This is a genomic window from Pseudenterobacter timonensis (assembly GCF_900021175.1).
In the GTDB taxonomy this organism is placed as follows: Bacteria; Pseudomonadota; Gammaproteobacteria; order Enterobacterales; family Enterobacteriaceae; genus Enterobacter; species Enterobacter timonensis.
The window spans coordinates 317360-334589 of sequence record NZ_FCOP01000010.1 but is presented as its reverse complement, the minus strand read 5'-3'; the positions used below and the strand labels follow the sequence as shown (position 1 = coordinate 334589).

Here is a 17230-nt window from a genome sequence, read left to right as displayed (position 1 = left end):
CAACCACACTTAATAGTCTGCATCAGGTAATTATTTACCAGAACGGGAGAATTATCTGTCTGAAGAGATAACAACGGAGGAAGTATGAGCAAGAAAATTGCAGTCTTGATCACCGACGAGTTTGAAGATTCAGAATTTACCTCGCCCGCCGAGGCGTTCCGCAAAGCGGGACACGAGGTGATTACTATTGAAAAAGAGGCGGGTAAAACCGTGAAAGGCCATAAGGGCGAAGCCAGCGTGACCATCGACAAAACCATTGACGAGGTACGTCCGGCGGAATTTGACGCCCTGCTGCTGCCCGGCGGCCATTCACCAGATGCGCTGCGCGGTGACGAGCGTTTTGTAACTTTTACCCGGGATTTTGTCGCGAGCGGCAAGCCGGTCTTTGCCATTTGCCACGGTCCACAGCTGCTGATCAGCGCCGAAGTGGTACGCGGGCGTAAGCTTACCGCCGTCAAACCGATCGTTATCGATCTGAAAAACGCCGGCGCGGAGTTCCACGATCAGGAAGTGGTGGTAGATAACGATCAGATCGTGACCAGCCGTACTCCTGACGACCTGCCCGCCTTTAATCGCGAGGCGTTACGCCTGCTCGGCGCGTAACCAGCAGAGCTTTTTACCAAAGCCGAGGGTGTTGTCGGTGAACTTAAGTTCATCGGGACGGATTTCCCACAGCGGGGCTGACAGCGCCACGGCAACCGGAAAGCGGCGAAGATAGTGCTTACGTATCGCGTCGCTTTCCTCCCCCTCCAGACGCCGGATCTCACCTTTAAACTGCACGCCGCGGATCAGCGCGACGGTTTTTGGCTGCCCGTTAACGGTGCCCGCTACATGGGTACGTTCGCCGGTCATCTGTGAGTGACGCGTTTTTTCGTCGCTCATGACGTAAAAGGCCACGCGAACCGGATCGTAGTAATAAAAGGCGTTGGCGCACCAGAGCTCCCCATCACAACTGACGCACCAGGTGACGACATGCTGTTTCGCCAGCCAGCGGTTAATGGCTGCGAGTGTTTCCATTTTGCTTCCCTCCCATGCTAAGGTGCACTCACCTTACCATAACGACTCTCGCTACCGTGTGCTGGTTTCTCTATCTTGTCCGTACAGCTGACAATGCGCTCTATACCGGTATAACTACCGACGTGGCCCGGCGTTTCGTCGAGCATCAGACAGGAAAAGGGGCAAAGGCGCTGCGGGGTAAGGGGACGCTGACCCTGGCCTTTTCCGCACCGGTTGGTGAACGCTCACTGGCGCTAAAGCTGGAGTACCGCGTGAAACAGCTGACGAAGCCTCAGAAAGAGCGCCTCGTCGCCGGGGATGGGTCTTTTGAGGCGCTACGCGAGCGCCTGCTCAAAACCGATTGAAATGATCGTGATACTCCACGAGCCCGCATACGCCGTTCAGCGCATCGTCCGCCAGGCGATGCACCTGGAATGCCGTCTCCGTACCCGGCCAGCGGCAGTGCAGGTCGTAGTGCGCAGCCTGCTCAAACCCTAAACGGCTGTAGAAAGCGGGATCGCCCAGCGCGACCACCGCCGCGTAGCCAAATTCGTTAAGCGAATCCAGCCCTTCATAGACCAGCTGACGCGCCAGACCTTGTCCGCGGTAATTTTCATCTACCGCCAGCGGCGCCATCCCCACCCACTGCAACTCTTCGCCGTGGACGGAGACAGGACTAAACGCCACGTAGCCCACCACCTGACCTTCATCATCAGTGGCGACCAGGCCCAGGGTAATCAGACCATCCTCACGAAGGTCGTGCACCAGTTGGGCTTCGGCTTCGCCAGGAAAAGAACGGCGCAGCAGCGCATCAATGCCGGGGGCATCAATGCCTATTTCGACTCGAATCAGCATGGCTCACCTACAGAATTATGTTTAGTATCCGGCGATGTTTTTAACCCCGCCTCAACGAAATCAGCCATTTGCATCAGCACCGCGCGCAGCGGCTTCGGCATCTGATCCAGTTCAATGGCATCCATCAAATTTTTGACGTACAGGCCCAACTCGGTATCGCCTTCGATCACCAGACGGCGCTGGAAAAAGAGCGTATCCGGGTCCTGCTTGCGGGCGGCGATCATCAGCAGATCGCTGGCATCGGCGCTGAAGCTCACGTCGGCCTCGGCAAATTCACGGACAATCAGGCGATCCTCTTCCACGGAGGTATACCAGCGCAGCCCGATATCGCGCACGTGAATACTCAGCCAGCGGCCTTTCAGAAACTCGAGTTCGCCCTCTTCCAGCGCCTGCCGGAACTGCCAGTGTAAAACCTGCTCCAGCACCTGACGCTTGAGCGCAAAGGGCGCCAGCTTAACCGGCACGCTTAACATTGACGGGCCAAATTGTACGAGACGTGAACGCAGTTTATCCAGCACGAGCATTACTCCCTGATAGCTATAGTTCTGCCATTTTGCCATATCCTGCCGATGTGATAGCGGCATAAATCAACAAACCGGCATCAGACCTTGCCCAATATTGGTGTCATCAATACGCCATTAACTGCCTGAAATCAAAAATTGTCGCATGCAGGTTAATTAAAATCTTCGTTCGTTAACAATTATGCGCCCCCCGGGGCGGCGAACGTCAGGAAATACTATGGAGCTGCTCTGCCCAGCCGGAAACCTTCCGGCGCTTAAGGCGGCCATCGAAAACGGCGCCGATGCGGTCTATATCGGGCTGAAAGATGATACTAACGCCCGCCATTTTGCTGGTCTTAACTTTACGGAGAAAAAGCTTCAGGAGGCCGTCACCTTCGTTCACCAGCACCGCCGTAAGCTACATATCGCTATCAACACCTTTGCGCATCCGGACGGTTACGCCCGCTGGCAACGCGCCGTCGATATGGCGGCACAGCTTGGGGCCGACGCGCTGATTCTGGCCGACCTTGCCATGCTGGAGTATGCCGCATCTCGCTATCCGCATATTGAGCGCCATGTCTCTGTTCAGGCATCCGCCACCAATGAAGAAGCCGTGCGGTTTTACCATCGCCACTTTGACGTGTCCCGGGTTGTGCTACCCCGTGTCCTCTCCATCCATCAGGTTAAGCAGCTGGCGCGCGTCACGCCTGTGCCGCTGGAGGTCTTTGCCTTCGGCAGCCTGTGCATCATGGCTGAAGGCCGCTGCTACCTCTCCTCCTATTTAACCGGTGAATCGCCCAATACCGTGGGCGCCTGCTCCCCGGCCCGCTTTGTGCGCTGGCAGCAGACCCCGCAGGGGCTGGAGTCGCGTCTGAACGACGTGCTGATCGACCGCTATCAGGACGGAGAAAACGCGGGCTACCCGACGCTGTGCAAAGGCCGCTATCTGGTAGATGGCGCACGCTATCACGCTCTGGAAGAGCCCACCAGCCTGAACACCCTGGAGCTGCTGCCCGAGCTGCTCGCGGCGAATATCGCTTCGGTCAAAATCGAAGGACGTCAGCGCAGCCCGGCCTATGTCAGCCAGGTGGCGAAGGTCTGGCGGCAGGCGATCGACCGCTGCATGGCCGATCCGCAAAACTATGCTCCGCAACCGGCATGGATGGAGACCCTCGGCGCAATGTCCGAAGGCACCCAGACGACGCTTGGCGCCTACCACCGTAAATGGCAGTGAGAACATCATGAAATATTCATTGGGGCCGGTACTTTACTACTGGCCAAAAGAGACGCTGGAAACATTTTATCAGCAGGCGGCGACGAGCAGCGCCGATGTGATCTACCTTGGCGAGGCGGTATGCAGCAAGCGCCGCGCCACTAAAGCGGGCGACTGGCTCGATATGGCAAAAAGCCTGGCAGCCAGCGGCAAGCAGGTGGTGCTCTCCACCCTGGCGCTGGTTCAGGCCTCATCGGAGCTGAACGAACTGAAGCGCTTCGTGGATAACGGCGAGTTTCTGCTGGAGGCGAGCGATCTTGGCGTGGTAAACATGTGCGCCGAACGCAAACTGCCGTTTGTCGCCGGCCACGCGCTTAACTGCTATAACGCCGTCACCCTGCGCCTGCTGCTGAAACAGGGGATGACGCGCTGGTGTATGCCGGTGGAGCTCTCCCGGGACTGGCTGGCGAATCTGCTGGCGCAGTGCGACGAGCTAGGGATCCGCAACCAGTTTGAGGTGGAAGTGCTGAGCTACGGCCATCTGCCGCTCGCTTATTCCGCTCGCTGCTTTACCGCACGCTCGGAAAACCGGCCGAAAGATGAGTGCGAAACCTGCTGCATTAAATACCCGAACGGGCGCAACATGCTGTCGCAGGAGAATCAGCAGGTGTTCGTGCTTAACGGCATTCAGACCATGAGCGGCTATGTCTATAACCTCGGCAACGAACTGGCGTCGATGCAGGGGCTGGTCGATATGGTGCGACTGTCACCTTTAGGCACAGAGACGCTCACCATGATCGATGCCTTCCGCGCCAATGAGAATGGCGACGCGCCGCTGCCGCTGGCAGCCAATAACGACTGCAACGGCTACTGGAAGCGCGTGGCGGGGCTAACGTTACAAGCTTAACCGACAGGCCACACCTGCAGGACTGATAAGCGCAGCACCATCTGGCATGGTTTCGGCATTCTGCCAATACCCGCCGGATGGCGGCATAAATGGTTTATCCTGCCTACGGCAGTTGTACCGGCAGGCAGCCCTGCCAACGATAAAGCTCACTTTGTTAACAGCTTTAGCTAATCTTTAATGCAGTATGAAAAGATTAACCGGTAACAAAGTGAGCTGTTATGACTGAAAAATCGATTCCGTTTTCGGTGCTGGATCTGGCGCCGATCCCTCAGGGCTCCTCGGCTAAAGAGGCCTTTTCCCACTCTCTCGCCCTTGCCCGTCTCGCCGAACAGCGCGGCTATCATCGCTACTGGCTGGCGGAACATCATAATATGGTCGGTATCGCCAGCGCCGCCACCTCGGTGCTGATTGGCTATCTGGCGGCAAATACCACCACCCTGCACCTTGGCTCCGGCGGCGTGATGCTACCAAACCACTCCCCGCTGGTAATTGCCGAGCAGTTCGGTACGCTTAACACTCTCTTCCCGGGACGTATTGATTTAGGTCTGGGGCGCGCACCGGGCAGCGATCAGCCCACCATGCGGGCGCTGCGCCGCCATATGGGCGGTGATATTGATAACTTCCCGCGCGATGTGGCGGAGCTGGTGGACTGGTTTGACGCGCGCGATCCTGCCCCGCTGGTGCGCCCGGTACCGGGCTACGGGGAGAAGATCCCGGTCTGGCTGTTAGGCTCGAGTCTCTACAGCGCCCAGCTCGCGGCACAGCTCGGCCTGCCGTTTGCCTTCGCCTCCCATTTTGCGCCAGACATGCTGTTCCAGGCGCTGCATCTCTACCGTACCAACTTTAAACCTTCCGAACGGCTGGAGAAGCCATACGCGATGGTCTGCATCAATATTATCGCCGCCGACAGCGATCGGGATGCGGAGTTTCTCTTCACCTCCATGCAGCAGGCGTTTGTGAAGCTGCGCCGCGGCGAGAGCGGACAGCTGCCGCCACCGGTAGAAAATATGCATCAGCTATGGTCCGCCTCCGAGCAGTACGGCGTGCAGCAGGCGCTGAGCATGTCGCTGGTGGGGGATAAGACGAAGGTGCGCCACGGTCTGGAAGCGGTGCTGCGCGAGACGCAGGCGGACGAGATAATGGTTAACGGCCAGATTTTCGATCACGAGGCACGTCTGCATTCGTTTGATCTGGCGATGCAGGTGAAAGAGGAGTTGGTGGGGTAGATGCGTGCTCGTGGCTCCCCTCACCCCGGCCCTCTCCCCAGCGGGGAGAGGGGGATAAAAGCCGAAAAGCGGTGCCATACTGTCCCCTCTCCCCTGCGGGGAGAGGGTTAGGGTGAGGGGCATCCCTTCCCGATTACTGATAAACAGGCAACAGATTAAAACTCGACAGCACGTGCACAACCGCATTCCCCACGCCAAAAACCAGGATCAGCGCAATCATCGGCCTGCCGCCCCAGACGCGAAATTTCGGGCTGCCGAAGCGCTTGCGTGATTTACGCGCCAGCAGCGCCGGGACAATCGCAGCCCAGATGGTTGCCGCAAGGCCCGCATAGCCGATAGCGTACAGGAAGCCGTTTGGCCACAGCAGGCCGCCCACAATCGGCGGCAGGAAGGTCAGCAGCGCGGTTTTCAGGCGTCCGAACGCCGAATCATCAAAACCAAACAGATCCGCCAGATAGTCGAACAGCCCCAGCGTCACGCCAAGGAACGAGCTGGCGACCGCGAAGTTCGAGAAGATCACCAGCAGCAGATCCAGGCTGCGGCTGTTCAGCACGCCGCTCAGCGCCTGCACCAGCACATCAATATTACCGCCCTTCTGCGCAATGGCGATAAAGTCCGGGCGCGGGATATTGCCCATCGTTCCCAGCAGCCAGATCACATACAGCCCCAGCGCCAGCAGCGTGCCGTACACCAGACATTTCACAATGGTGCGCGGATCTTTGCCGTAGTACTTCATCAGGCTTGGCACGTTGCCGTGATAGCCAAACGAGGCCAGACAGAACGGCAGCGTCATCAGCAGATAAGGGGTATAGGTGGCGTGACTCTCCGCGACGTTAAACAGCGTCGCTGGCGTAACATGTCCCAGCAGGCTGCCGAAGGTCAGAAAGAAGGTGATCACCTTGGCGCCCAGCACGATGGCCGTCATGCGGCTTACCGCTTTGGTGCTCAGCCAGACGATAAAGGCCACTCCCAGAGCAAAGCAGAGCCCCGCCAGCCGCGCGGGTACATTCAGCGACATCTCCGAGAAGGTATGATGCAGAATCGAACCGCTCGCGGAGATATAGGCATAGGTCAGGATATAGAGCACGAAGGCGATGGAGAGGCCATTGACCAGGTTCCAGCCCTTGCCGAGCAGGTCTCTGGTGATAGTGTCAAAGCTCGAACCAATGCGGTAGTTGAGGTTGGCCTCAAGGATCATCAGCCCCGAGTGGAGCATACAGAACCAGGTAAAGACCAGCGCCGCCAGCGACCAGAAAAACCACGCGCCGGACATCACTACCGGCAGGGAGAACATACCCGCACCAATGATTGTCCCGCCGATGATCACCACGCCGCCAAGCAGCGAAGGTGACATTTTTGTGGTGGTTAGTGTCGCCATACAGCCTTTTCTCCAGTGAATAATGTGGTGTCGCCATCCATTGCGAAACACTGTACCAGTACAGGAGTACAAAAGGAATAAAAAAAGCCCCGATAACCAGTATCGGGGCTGTATCATTTACTTTACGTCAGCAGATGTAAGGCTTACGCGTCACCGAAACGACGGCGGCTGGCGCCCTCTTCGCGGCGCGGGCCACGGCTTTCGCGGCGTTCGCCACCGAAGCTGCGGCCGCCTTCACGACGTTCACCGGAGAAGCGACGCCCTTCAGTACGACCGCCTTCACGACGTTCGCCACCGAAGCTGCGACCACCGCCACGACGCTCGCCGCCACGGTCAGTACGCGGCTGTGCATCGCCCAGCAGCTGCATGTTCATCGGCTTGTTCAGGATGCGGGTGCGGGTAAAGTGCTGCAGAACCTCGCCCGGCATACCTTTCGGCAGCTCAATGGTAGAGTGGGATGCGAACAGCTTGATGTTACCAATGTAACGGCTGCTGATATCGCCTTCGTTCGCGATGGCGCCAACGATATGACGCACTTCCACGCCATCGTCACGACCCACTTCGATGCGGTAGAGCTCCATTTCGCCAGCGTCACGACGCTCACGACGCGGACGATCTTCACGCGGACCACGATCGTTACGATCGCGCGGGGCGCGGTCGTCGCGGTCACGGAACTCACGCTTAGGACGCATCGGCGCATCCGGCGGCACGATCAGGGTACGTTCACCCTGCGCCATCTTCAGCAGTGCGGCAGCCAGGGTTTCGATATCCAGCTCTTCGTCTTCCGCGGTCGGCTGGATTTTCGCCAGCAGCGCGCGGTACTGATCCAGATCGCTGCTTTCCAGCTGCTGCTGAACTTTTGCGGCGAATTTTTCCAGACGGCGTTTGCCCAGCAGCTCTGCGTTCGGCAGTTCCACTTCCGGAATGGTCAGCTTCATGGTGCGTTCGATGTTACGCAGCAGACGACGCTCGCGGTTCTCAACGAACAGCAGCGCGCGACCAGCACGACCTGCACGACCGGTACGGCCGATACGGTGAACGTAAGACTCAGAATCCATCGGGATATCGTAGTTCACAACCAGGCTGATGCGTTCCACGTCCAGACCACGTGCCGCCACGTCGGTGGCAATCAGGATATCCAGACGACCATCTTTCAGACGCTCCAGGGTCTGCTCACGCAGCGCCTGGTTCATATCGCCGTTCAGCGCGGCGCTGTTGTAACCGTTGCGCTCCAGCGCTTCAGCCACTTCCAGAGTCGCGTTTTTGGTGCGAACAAAGATAATCGCCGCATCAAAATCTTCCGCTTCCAGGAAACGGACCAGCGCTTCGTTTTTACGCATGCCCCAGACGGTCCAGTAGCTCTGGCTGATGTCAGGACGAGTCGTCACGCTGGACTGAATGCGCACTTCCTGCGGCTCTTTCATAAAGCGGCGGGTGATGCGACGGATCGCTTCCGGCATGGTCGCGGAGAACAGCGCGGTCTGATGCCCTTCCGGGATCTGCGCCATAATGGTTTCAACGTCTTCGATGAAGCCCATGCGCAGCATTTCGTCAGCTTCATCCAGTACCAGACCGCTCAGTTTAGAGAGATCCAGCGTACCGCGTTTCAGGTGATCCAGCAGACGGCCCGGGGTACCGACCACAATCTGCGGCCCCTGACGCAGGGCGCGTAACTGCACGTCATAACGCTGGCCGCCATAGAGGGCAACCACGTTTACGCCGCGCATATGTTTAGAGAAATCTGTCATGGCTTCAGCAACCTGAACCGCCAGTTCGCGGGTCGGTGCCAGCACCAGAATCTGAGGTGCCTTCAGCTCAGGATCAAGATTGTTGAGCAGCGGTAAAGAGAACGCTGCAGTTTTGCCGCTACCGGTCTGGGCCATACCCAGAACATCGCGACCGCCCAGCAGATGCGGGATGCACTCTGCCTGGATTGGAGATGGTTTTTCGTAACCCAGATCGTTAAGGGCTTCAAGGATAGGAGCCTTCAGGCCCAGATCTGCAAAAGTGGTTTCGAATTCAGCCATGTAGTACGTGTGCCTCAAAATTAATGGCGGCCAGTCTACATAACTCATCATGAAATTGATCTGCAATTTTCATTGAAAAGTGTGAACCGGCTCAAAGTAGGTGTATTAACGAACAACAACGCCCTCACCCGCGAAGGTGATGGCAATCAAAAAGATTACGGGCTGATGTGGTCGTCAGCTATTGCTGGTCCGATTCTGCCAGGTCATCTTGGTCCTGGCCCAGGAGCGATAATTCCAACAATGCATATCGGTGCTCAACAAAGTTATGAACGTTGTTAGCCACCGCCAGTTTGAACAGAGCCTTAGCGCTGTCCAAATCCCCCAGACTTAGGTAGTACTTACCTAAATAGAAGTTGGTTTCACTGAGATGCTCAGCGAGCGAGGTGTTATCCGTTGCGTCCGCCTTGAGACGTTCCATCAGCGTTGCTTCGCTAATGTCGCCCAGGTAGAACTCGACAATGTTCCATCCCCACTGTTCCTTATCCGATTTCTCGAAGCGCTCTTTCAGAGCTTCTTTCGCCTGCTTCTCATCGAGCTTCTGCTCAGCGAGATAAAGCCACAGGCTGCGGAAAGGATCATTGGGATCGTCTTGATAAAACGCCAGCAGATCATCTTGCGCTAGCTTGTCGCGACCGCCGTAATACAATGCGATACCGCGATTCAAGTGCGCGTAGTTGTAAGTTGGATCAAGCTCAAGTACAGAATCAAACGCTTCATAGGCAGCATCAAAATTGCCTGCCTGCGTTAAATAAATGCCTAAGTAATTGAATACTTCAGGCATATCCGGTCGGATAGCCAGCGCTTGTGAAAAATCATTCCGCGCCAGTGCCCTCAGACCAAGACTATCATACAACACTCCGCGCTCATATAAAAGCTGTGCGCGTTCATCATCGGTTAAAGCCCGACTGGCAAGTATTTGTTCCATGCGTGCCAGAATCACTTCCTGTTGCAAAGTCGGTTGCAGTGGCACTGCGAGGACCTCGCTCTTACGCCAGGCAGAGTTGCTGCATCCTGCCAGCGTTAAAGCTGTCGCAACGAAACACCAGCGCAAAAAAGGCTTCATTTCCCACTCCCGAAGACAACAATTGGATGAACGTCCTGTCCCCCGGCGGCTCAACAAGGCGTCCTGCCTGATACCAGCCCTCCGCACAGGCGGAGGGCAAATGGCAACCTTACTCGCCCTGTTCCGCAGCCGGCGCTTCCGGCGCGGCGGCAGGCTGAGACTGCTCGGTCGCTTCTTTAATGCTCAGACGGATACGGCCCTGGCGGTCCACTTCCAGAACCTTAACCGGGACTTCCTGGCCCATCTGCAGGTAGTCGGTCACTTTCTCAACGCGCTTGTCAGCGATCTGAGAGATGTGAACCAGACCTTCTTTACCGCCGCCGATGGCAACAAACGCGCCAAAGTCAACGATACGGGTCACTTTACCATTATAGATGCGACCCACTTCGATCTCTGCAGTGATCTCTTCGATACGACGGATAGCGTGTTTCGCTTTGTCGCCGTCGGTCGCTGCGATCTTCACGGTACCGTCATCTTCGATTTCGATGGTGGTGCCGGTCTCTTCGGTCAGCGCGCGGATCACGGAACCGCCTTTACCGATCACATCCTTGATCTTGTCCGGGTTGATCTTGATGGTGTGGATACGCGGTGCGAACTCAGAGATGTCGCCGCGCGGCGCGTTGATCGCCTGCTCCATCACGCTCAGGATGTGCAGACGGGCGCCTTTCGCCTGGTTCAGCGCAACCTGCATGATCTCTTTGGTGATACCTTCAATTTTGATATCCATCTGCAGCGCAGAGATACCGTCGCGGGAACCCGCCACTTTGAAGTCCATATCGCCCAGATGATCTTCGTCGCCCAGGATATCAGACAGCACAACGTAGTTGTCGCCTTCCTTCACCAGACCCATCGCGATACCCGCAACGGCCGCTTTAACCGGCACGCCAGCGTCCATCAGCGCCAGGGAGGCACCACACACGGAAGCCATGGAAGAAGAACCGTTAGATTCGGTGATTTCAGAAACCACGCGAACGGTGTACGGGAATTTATCGGCATCCGGCATCACAGCCAGTACACCGCGCTTCGCCAGACGGCCGTGACCAATTTCACGACGCTTCGGCGAGCCAACCATACCGGTTTCCCCTACGGAGTACGGAGGGAAGTTGTAATGGAACAGGAAGTTGTCGGTACGCTCGCCCATCAGTTCGTCGATGATCTGCGCGTCACGTGCGGTACCCAGCGTCGCGGTAACCAGCGCCTGAGTTTCACCACGGGTGAAGAGCGCAGAACCGTGGGTACGCGGCAGTACGCCGGTGCGTACGTCCAGACCACGAATCATATCTTTCTCACGGCCATCGATACGCGGCTCGCCTGCCAGTACGCGGCTACGAACAACGTTCTTCTCGATAGCGTGCAGGATTTCACCCAGTTCGTTTTCGTCCAGGGTTTCGTCTTCCGCAACCAGAGTGGCGATGGTTTCAGATTTGATCGCGTCAACCTGAGCGTAACGCTCCTGTTTGTCGGTGATGCGATAAGCGTCGCTCAGACGGGATTCCGCCAGGGCTGCAACGCGCGCGTTCAGCGCTTCGTTGGCCGCTTCTGGCTGCCAGTCCCAACGCGGTTTACCCGCTTCTTTCACCAGATCGTTAATGTTCTGGATAACCACCTGCTGCTGCTCGTGGCCAAAGACCACCGCGCCCAGCATCTGGTCTTCGCTCAGCAGTTCCGCTTCGGATTCAACCATCAGCACTGCCGCTTCGGTACCAGCAACCACCAGATCCAGCTTGCTCGCTTTCAGCTCTTCCTGGGTCGGGTTCAGTACGTACTGGTCATTGATGTAACCGACGCGCGCGGCACCGATTGGGCCGTTGAACGGAATGCCAGACAGGGAGAGCGCAGCGGAAGCGCCGATCATCGCCACGATATCCGGGTTAACCTGCGGGTTAACGGAAACTACGGTGGCGATAACCTGCACTTCGTTAACGAAGCCTTCCGGGAACAGCGGGCGAACCGGGCGGTCAATCAGACGCGCAATCAGCGTTTCGCCTTCGCTTGGACGGCCTTCACGACGGAAGAAGCCGCCCGGGATTTTACCGGCAGCGTAGGTACGCTCCTGGTAGTTAACGGTCAGCGGGAAGAAGTCCTGGCCTGGCTTGGCTTTTTTCTGGCCTACAACGGTCACAAATACCGCGGTGTCATCCATGCTAACCATAACGGCAGCGGTCGCCTGACGCGCCATCATGCCGGTTTCCAGCGTCACGGTATGCTGACCATACTGGAATTTACGAACGATCGGATTCAGCAAAATTCTATCCTTTCTTAATGAAGGACAGCACACCCACTGGCGTGCTGTCAGTTTACCCCGACCTTCAGCATCCTCGCGACTAATGACAACCAACACCCCCATGGGTGAAGCCTCTCATTAGCCGCGCGAACCTCTGCAATGAAGATCATTTATAGCAACAATACATTAGTTTTTAATGAATTGCTGCGGTGCGGTTGAAAAAAGGGGCCATCAGGCCCCCTTTTCTGAAACTCGCAAGAATTAGCGACGCAGACCCAGACGCTCGATCAGCGCAGTGTAGCGTGCAACATCTTTACGTTTCAGGTAGTCGAGCAGTTTACGACGCTGAGAAACCATGCGCAGCAGACCACGACGGCTGTGGTGATCTTTTTTGTGCTCTGCAAAGTGACCCTGCAGGTGGTTAATCTGTGCAGTCAGCAGAGCAACCTGAACTTCGGTAGAACCGCTGTCGTTAGTACCGCGACCAAACTCAGAAACGATTTTAGCTTTAGCTTCAACGCTTAGAGACATTTTAAAACTCCAAAGTATAAAGAATGTGAGGATGCCGATCTCTAATTCAGCAATCCCATAGGCAACGCCCCGCGAATTGTTAAACAATTTACCAGGCGTTAAGCGGCGATATTCTACTCGTCTCCCCTGCTTATCGCAAGGCGAGCAGATGCGCCGTCATGCTTCGACCGGGTACTCCACCACCAGACGACGCGGCGCTACGCGCCCTTCGTCATCGATTTCACCCATGCCGATAAATTTACCTTCGTCGCCTTCGGTCACGCGTACCAGGCCGTTCAACGGCGCCCCCGTGGTACGAACCGGATTACCGTTTTTAAAGTATACCGACGACGTCAACGGAATATTAACGACAGGATAGTCCGAAGCAGGACTGTCCATCGGCATCAGCAGCGGGTCGAGCAGATCGGCGGCGGGGATCTCCTGCGCCTGCGACTGTTCCACCAGCGCGTTCAGCTGCTCAAGCGTCACCATGCGATCGACCGGATACTTACTGACCGCCAGACGACGCAGATAGATTACATGCGCGCCGCAACCGAGCTTTTCACCGAGATCGTCGATAATGGTACGAATATAGGTCCCTTTCGAACAGTGAACTTCCAGCTCCAGCTCGTCACCTTCGTGACGAATAAACAGCAGCTCATACACGGTTATCGGACGGGCTTCGCGCGGGACTTCAATGCCCTGGCGCGCATATTCGTAGAGCTTCTTGCCCTGATATTTCAGCGCCGAATACATCGAAGGCACCTGCAGCGTATCGCCACGGAAGCTCTCCAGCGCCGCATCAAGTTGCTCTGCGCTGAAGGTCACAGGACGTTCCTCCACAACCTGGCCATCCGCATCAGAGGTATCGGTGCGCTGGCCAAGCTTCGCGATAACGCGGTAACGCTTGTCGGAGTCGAGCAGGTACTGGGAAAACTTGGTCGCTTCGCCCAGACAAATCGGTAGCATGCCGGTGGCGAGCGGATCCAGCGCGCCAGTGTGTCCGGCGCGGTTGGCGTTATAAATGCGTTTTACTTTTTGCAGCACGTCGTTGCTGGAAGCGCCCTGCGGTTTATCCAGCAGCAGCACGCCGTGCACGTCGCGACCGCGACGACGAGGACGACTCATTAGTCCTCCTTGCTGTCGTCCGGGTTGACGCGGCGCTCATCATCCTGCTTAACCACGCTGGTCACCAGGTTAGACATGCGCATCCCTTCCACCAGCGAGTTGTCGTAGAAGAAGGTCAGTTCCGGCACGATACGCAGACGCATCGCTTTGCCCAGCAGGGAGCGGATGAAACCAGAGGCTTCCTGCAACGCTTTAATGCCGTTCTTCACCGCCTCTTCATCCTGATCGTTCAGGAAAGTCACGAAGACTTTGGCATACGCCAGATCGCGGGACATCTCCACGCCGGAGACAGTGGTCATCATGCCGACGCGGGGATCTTTAATTTCACGTTGCAGAATGATGGCGATCTCTTTCTGCATCTCCTGCGCCACGCGCTGCGGGCGACCAAATTCTTTCGCCATAGTAAATTCTCCAGTCAAAAAAGGGGCCATAAGCCCCTTTTGAAATTCATGCCGGGTGGCGCTTCGCTAACCCGGCCTACGCTCTGAATTAATCCGCAGGGGATTAATCAATGCTACGCTGGATCTCGATGATCTCGAACACTTCGATCATGTCGCCAACGCGAACGTCGTTGTAGTTCTTCACGCCGATACCACATTCCATGCCGTTACGGACTTCGTTAACGTCATCTTTGAAGCGGCGCAGGGATTCCAGCTCGCCTTCATAGATAACCACGTTGTCGCGCAGAACGCGGATTGGGTTGTGACGCTTGATGATCCCTTCGGTAACCATACAGCCCGCGATCGCACCGAATTTCGGTGATTTGAACACATCACGCACTTCAGCCAGACCGATGATCTGCTGTTTCAGTTCCGGAGAGAGCATGCCGCTCATCGCCGCTTTCACTTCGTCAATCAGGTTATAGATGACGGAGTAGTAGCGCAGATCCAGGCTTTCAGCTTCGATCACTTTACGCGCGGAAGCGTCAGCACGGACGTTAAAGCCAACCAGAATCGCGTTGGACGCCGCAGCCAGGGTTGCGTCGGTTTCAGTGATACCACCCACGCCAGAACCGATAATCTTCACCTTCACTTCGTCGGTGGAGAGTTTCAGCAGGGAGTCGGAGATCGCTTCCACAGAACCCTGTACGTCCGCTTTCAGCACGACGTTCACTTCGTGAACTTCGCCCTCGGTCATGTTAGCAAACATGTTCTCGAGTTTAGATTTCTGCTGACGCGCCAGCTTAACTTCACGGAATTTGCCCTGACGATAGAGAGCCACTTCACGCGCTTTCTTCTCGTCACGGACTACGGTCACTTCGTCACCAGCAGCCGGTACGCCGGACAGGCCGAGGATTTCCACCGGAATGGACGGACCCGCTTCCAGCACTTCCTGACCCAGTTCGTTACGCATCGCACGGACACGACCATATTCGAAGCCGCACAGAACGATATCGCCTTTATGCAGGGTACCTTCGCGAACCAGAACGGTTGCTACCGGGCCACGACCTTTATCCAGGAAGGACTCGATTACTGCGCCGCTCGCCATACCTTTACGTACCGCTTTCAGCTCCAGTACTTCAGCCTGCAGCAGGATAGCATCCAGCAGTTCGTCGATACCGGTACCCGCTTTTGCAGATACGTGAACGAACTGGCTTTCGCCGCCCCACTCTTCCGGCAGGATGCCATACTGGGAGAGTTCGTTTTTAACGCGATCCGGATCTGCTTCCGGCTTATCGATTTTGTTCACTGCAACCACCACCGGCACACCCGCCGCTTTCGCGTGCTGGATAGCTTCGATGGTCTGCGGCATGACGCCGTCGTCTGCTGCAACAACCAGAACCACGATATCCGTTGCCTGCGCACCACGAGCACGCATGGATGTAAACGCGGCGTGGCCAGGGGTATCCAGGAAGGTGATCATACCGTTGTCAGTTTCAACGTGGTACGCACCGATGTGCTGGGTAATGCCGCCCGCTTCGCCAGAGGCCACTTTCGTTGAACGAATGTAGTCCAGCAGAGAGGTTTTACCGTGGTCAACGTGACCCATGATGGTCACGACCGGCGCGCGCGGTTCAGCCGCTGCGCCCGTATCACGGTCGCTCATTACCGCCTCTTCCAGCTCGTTTTCACGACGCAGGATAACTTTATGGCCCATCTCTTCGGCCACCAGCTGTGCGGTTTCCTGGTCGATAACCTGGTTGATGGTCGCCATCGCGCCCAGCTTCATCATCGCTTTGATGACCTGAGAGCCTTTAACAGCCATCTTGTTTGCCAGTTCGCCCACGGTGATGGTTTCGCCAATCACCACGTCACGGTTAACGGCCTGAGCCGGCTTCTGGAAGCCCTGCTGCAGAGAGGAACCTTTACGCTTGCCGCCTTTGCCGCCGCGTACTGCCGCGCGCGCTTCTTCGCGATCGGCTTTCGATTCAGAGTGCTTGTTGCCTTTTTTCGCCGGACGGGCCGCTTTCGTGCTGCGAGTGCGGCCACGGCCGCCTTCAACTTCACGATCGTTTTCGTCTTCAGCCTGGCGGGCATGCTGAGAAGTGGTGACGTGATAATCGCTGGAGTCTTCAGTCGGCTCAGCGTTATCGGTCCACTGGTTCTCTTCCGCCATACGGCGAGCTTCTTCCGCTACACGGCGCGCTTCTTCTTCAAGCTTACGACGTGCTTCTTCTTCCGCTTTGCGCTTCAGCTCGGCGGCTTCGTTTTCACGGCGGGCTTTTTCTGCCTGTGCGGTTTTGGTCATTTCGTCAGTATGTTGATTGCTCACTTTGTCTTTTTCCGCAGCTTCGCGCTTCGCTTTCTCAGCGGCGTCACGCTTCGCTTTTTCTGCGGCCTCACGTTCAGCTTTTAATTCTGCCTCACGTTTGGCTCGTTCTTCTGCCTCACGCTGGGCTTGTTCTTCCGCTTCACGCTGTGCCTGCTCTTCCGCAGCGAGACGTTCTGCCTCTTGCGGATCACGTTTTACAAAGGTGCGCGTTTTGCGGACTTCGATTTGTACCGATTTGCTTTTACCACCGGTACCAGGGATGTTCAACGTGCTGCGCGTTTTGCGCTGCAACGTCAGCTTGTCAGGCGCTGAGCCGTGTTCACGGTTCAGGTGCGCTAACAAGGTTTGTTTCTCTTGCGCGGTCACCGAGTCATCAGCGGACTTCGGGATCCCTGCATCAGCAAATTGCTGTACCAGGCGGTCCACGGAGGTCTGAATCTCAGCAGCCAGCGATTTTACAGTTACATCAGTCATGCTGTTCCTTCCTGCTA

General features: G+C 56.7%; 17 protein-coding genes. 5 read left to right on the top strand and 12 right to left on the bottom strand.

Annotation, left to right across the window (positions count from 1 at the left end; translation table 11 throughout):
• Positions 1-84: 84 nt before the first annotated feature.
• The gene (locus BN3796_RS04055; protein ID WP_061707109.1) at positions 85-603 is read left to right on the top strand and encodes a type 1 glutamine amidotransferase domain-containing protein; all 519 of its coding nucleotides are present in this window, start codon (positions 85-87) and stop codon (positions 601-603) included.
• On the opposite strand, the gene BN3796_RS04050 is transcribed toward BN3796_RS04055, so the two are convergent.
• On the bottom strand, positions 583-1017 hold the full coding sequence (locus tag BN3796_RS04050; RefSeq protein ID WP_061707108.1) for a YhbP family protein: 435 nt from the start codon (positions 1015-1017) through the stop codon (positions 583-585). The genes BN3796_RS04055 and BN3796_RS04050 overlap by 21 nt on opposite strands.
• 14 nt (positions 1018-1031) lie before the next feature.
• Between BN3796_RS04050 and BN3796_RS04045 the strand changes: the two genes are divergently transcribed.
• Positions 1032-1361: a GIY-YIG nuclease family protein gene (locus BN3796_RS04045; protein WP_073885069.1), complete on the top strand. Its 330-nt coding sequence runs from the start codon at positions 1032-1034 to the stop codon at positions 1359-1361.
• Here BN3796_RS04045 and BN3796_RS04040 read toward each other — a convergent pair.
• Together BN3796_RS04040 and ubiT are read right to left on the bottom strand one after the other, a co-directional pair.
• Positions 1348-1851 carry a GNAT family N-acetyltransferase gene (locus BN3796_RS04040; RefSeq protein ID WP_061707106.1) on the bottom strand — a complete coding sequence of 168 codons (504 nt, stop codon included), beginning with the start codon at positions 1849-1851 and terminating at the stop codon, positions 1348-1350. The two genes, BN3796_RS04045 and BN3796_RS04040, sit on opposite strands and share 14 nt — an antisense overlap.
• Complete coding sequence (gene ubiT / locus BN3796_RS04035; RefSeq protein WP_061707547.1) at positions 1845-2369, bottom strand: ubiquinone anaerobic biosynthesis accessory factor UbiT; 525 nt, start codon at positions 2367-2369, stop codon at positions 1845-1847. Before ubiT ends, BN3796_RS04040 begins: the two co-directional genes overlap by 7 nt.
• A 220-nt stretch (positions 2370-2589) precedes the next feature.
• Between ubiT and ubiU the strand changes: the two genes are divergently transcribed.
• From ubiU to BN3796_RS04020, 3 genes are all read left to right on the top strand, one after another.
• Positions 2590-3585, top strand: coding sequence for a ubiquinone anaerobic biosynthesis protein UbiU (ubiU, locus tag BN3796_RS04030; protein ID WP_061707105.1), 996 nt, complete (start codon positions 2590-2592; stop codon positions 3583-3585).
• 7 nt (positions 3586-3592) lie between these two features.
• Positions 3593-4471: a U32 family peptidase gene (locus tag BN3796_RS04025; protein ID WP_061707104.1), complete on the top strand. Its 879-nt coding sequence runs from the start codon at positions 3593-3595 to the stop codon at positions 4469-4471.
• Positions 4472-4689: 218 nt separating this feature from the next.
• Entirely contained in the window at positions 4690-5697 is a 1008-nt protein-coding gene (locus BN3796_RS04020) for a luciferase-like monooxygenase (protein WP_061707103.1), read from the top strand.
• Positions 5698-5830: 133 nt separating this feature from the next.
• Here BN3796_RS04020 and mtr read toward each other — a convergent pair whose 3' ends face one another.
• From mtr to infB, 9 genes are all read right to left on the bottom strand, one after another.
• The gene (gene mtr, locus BN3796_RS04015; RefSeq protein WP_061707102.1) at positions 5831-7075 is read right to left on the bottom strand and encodes a tryptophan permease; all 1245 of its coding nucleotides are present in this window, start codon (positions 7073-7075) and stop codon (positions 5831-5833) included.
• Positions 7076-7218: 143 nt separating this feature from the next.
• Positions 7219-9102 carry an ATP-dependent RNA helicase DeaD gene (gene deaD, locus BN3796_RS04010; RefSeq protein WP_061707101.1) on the bottom strand — a complete coding sequence of 628 codons (1884 nt, stop codon included), beginning with the start codon at positions 9100-9102 and terminating at the stop codon, positions 7219-7221.
• Positions 9095-9175: a protein YrbN gene (gene yrbN / locus BN3796_RS20655; protein ID WP_010723222.1), complete on the bottom strand. Its 81-nt coding sequence runs from the start codon at positions 9173-9175 to the stop codon at positions 9095-9097. The genes deaD and yrbN overlap by 8 nt, the downstream gene beginning before the upstream one ends.
• A gap of 105 nt (positions 9176-9280) precedes the next feature.
• Positions 9281-10165: a lipoprotein NlpI gene (nlpI, locus tag BN3796_RS04005; protein WP_061707100.1), complete on the bottom strand. Its 885-nt coding sequence runs from the start codon at positions 10163-10165 to the stop codon at positions 9281-9283.
• 109 nt (positions 10166-10274) lie between these two features.
• On the bottom strand, positions 10275-12410 hold the full coding sequence (pnp, locus tag BN3796_RS04000; protein WP_061707099.1) for a polyribonucleotide nucleotidyltransferase: 2136 nt from the start codon (positions 12408-12410) through the stop codon (positions 10275-10277).
• A 240-nt stretch (positions 12411-12650) separates the two neighbouring features.
• Positions 12651-12920: a 30S ribosomal protein S15 gene (gene rpsO / locus BN3796_RS03995; RefSeq protein WP_003861789.1), complete on the bottom strand. Its 270-nt coding sequence runs from the start codon at positions 12918-12920 to the stop codon at positions 12651-12653.
• Between the two features lie 156 nt (positions 12921-13076).
• Positions 13077-14027 carry a tRNA pseudouridine(55) synthase TruB gene (truB, locus tag BN3796_RS03990; protein WP_061707098.1) on the bottom strand — a complete coding sequence of 317 codons (951 nt, stop codon included), beginning with the start codon at positions 14025-14027 and terminating at the stop codon, positions 13077-13079.
• Positions 14027-14428, bottom strand: a complete 402-nt coding sequence (gene rbfA, locus BN3796_RS03985) for a 30S ribosome-binding factor RbfA (RefSeq protein ID WP_061707097.1) — start codon at positions 14426-14428, stop codon at positions 14027-14029. The genes truB and rbfA overlap by 1 nt, the downstream gene beginning before the upstream one ends.
• 103 nt (positions 14429-14531) lie before the next feature.
• Positions 14532-17213, bottom strand: coding sequence for a translation initiation factor IF-2 (gene infB / locus BN3796_RS03980; RefSeq protein ID WP_061707096.1), 2682 nt, complete (start codon positions 17211-17213; stop codon positions 14532-14534).
• Between the last annotated feature and the right edge of the window lie 17 nt (positions 17214-17230).

Excerpts from the sequence above, each read along its gene's own strand:
- BN3796_RS04055 (WP_061707109.1), top strand. The coding sequence starts at position 85 with ATGAGCAAGAAAATTGCAGTCTTGATCACCGACGAGTTTGAAGATTCA.
- BN3796_RS04050 (WP_061707108.1), bottom strand. The coding sequence starts at position 1,017 with ATGGAAACACTCGCAGCCATTAACCGCTGGCTGGCGAAACAGCATGTC.
- BN3796_RS04045 (WP_073885069.1), top strand. The coding sequence starts at position 1,032 with ATGCTAAGGTGCACTCACCTTACCATAACGACTCTCGCTACCGTGTGC.
- BN3796_RS04040 (WP_061707106.1), bottom strand. The coding sequence starts at position 1,851 with ATGCTGATTCGAGTCGAAATAGGCATTGATGCCCCCGGCATTGATGCG.
- ubiU (WP_061707105.1), top strand. The coding sequence starts at position 2,590 with ATGGAGCTGCTCTGCCCAGCCGGAAACCTTCCGGCGCTTAAGGCGGCC.
- BN3796_RS04025 (WP_061707104.1), top strand. The coding sequence starts at position 3,593 with ATGAAATATTCATTGGGGCCGGTACTTTACTACTGGCCAAAAGAGACG.
- BN3796_RS04020 (WP_061707103.1), top strand. The coding sequence starts at position 4,690 with ATGACTGAAAAATCGATTCCGTTTTCGGTGCTGGATCTGGCGCCGATC.
- mtr (WP_061707102.1), bottom strand. The coding sequence starts at position 7,075 with ATGGCGACACTAACCACCACAAAAATGTCACCTTCGCTGCTTGGCGGC.
- deaD (WP_061707101.1), bottom strand. The coding sequence starts at position 9,102 with ATGGCTGAATTCGAAACCACTTTTGCAGATCTGGGCCTGAAGGCTCCT.
- yrbN (WP_010723222.1), bottom strand. The coding sequence starts at position 9,175 with ATGAAAATTGCAGATCAATTTCATGATGAGTTATGTAGACTGGCCGCC.
- nlpI (WP_061707100.1), bottom strand. The coding sequence starts at position 10,165 with ATGAAGCCTTTTTTGCGCTGGTGTTTCGTTGCGACAGCTTTAACGCTG.
- rpsO (WP_003861789.1), bottom strand. The coding sequence starts at position 12,920 with ATGTCTCTAAGCGTTGAAGCTAAAGCTAAAATCGTTTCTGAGTTTGGT.
- truB (WP_061707098.1), bottom strand. The coding sequence starts at position 14,027 with ATGAGTCGTCCTCGTCGTCGCGGTCGCGACGTGCACGGCGTGCTGCTG.
- rbfA (WP_061707097.1), bottom strand. The coding sequence starts at position 14,428 with ATGGCGAAAGAATTTGGTCGCCCGCAGCGCGTGGCGCAGGAGATGCAG.
- infB (WP_061707096.1), bottom strand. The coding sequence starts at position 17,213 with ATGACTGATGTAACTGTAAAATCGCTGGCTGCTGAGATTCAGACCTCC.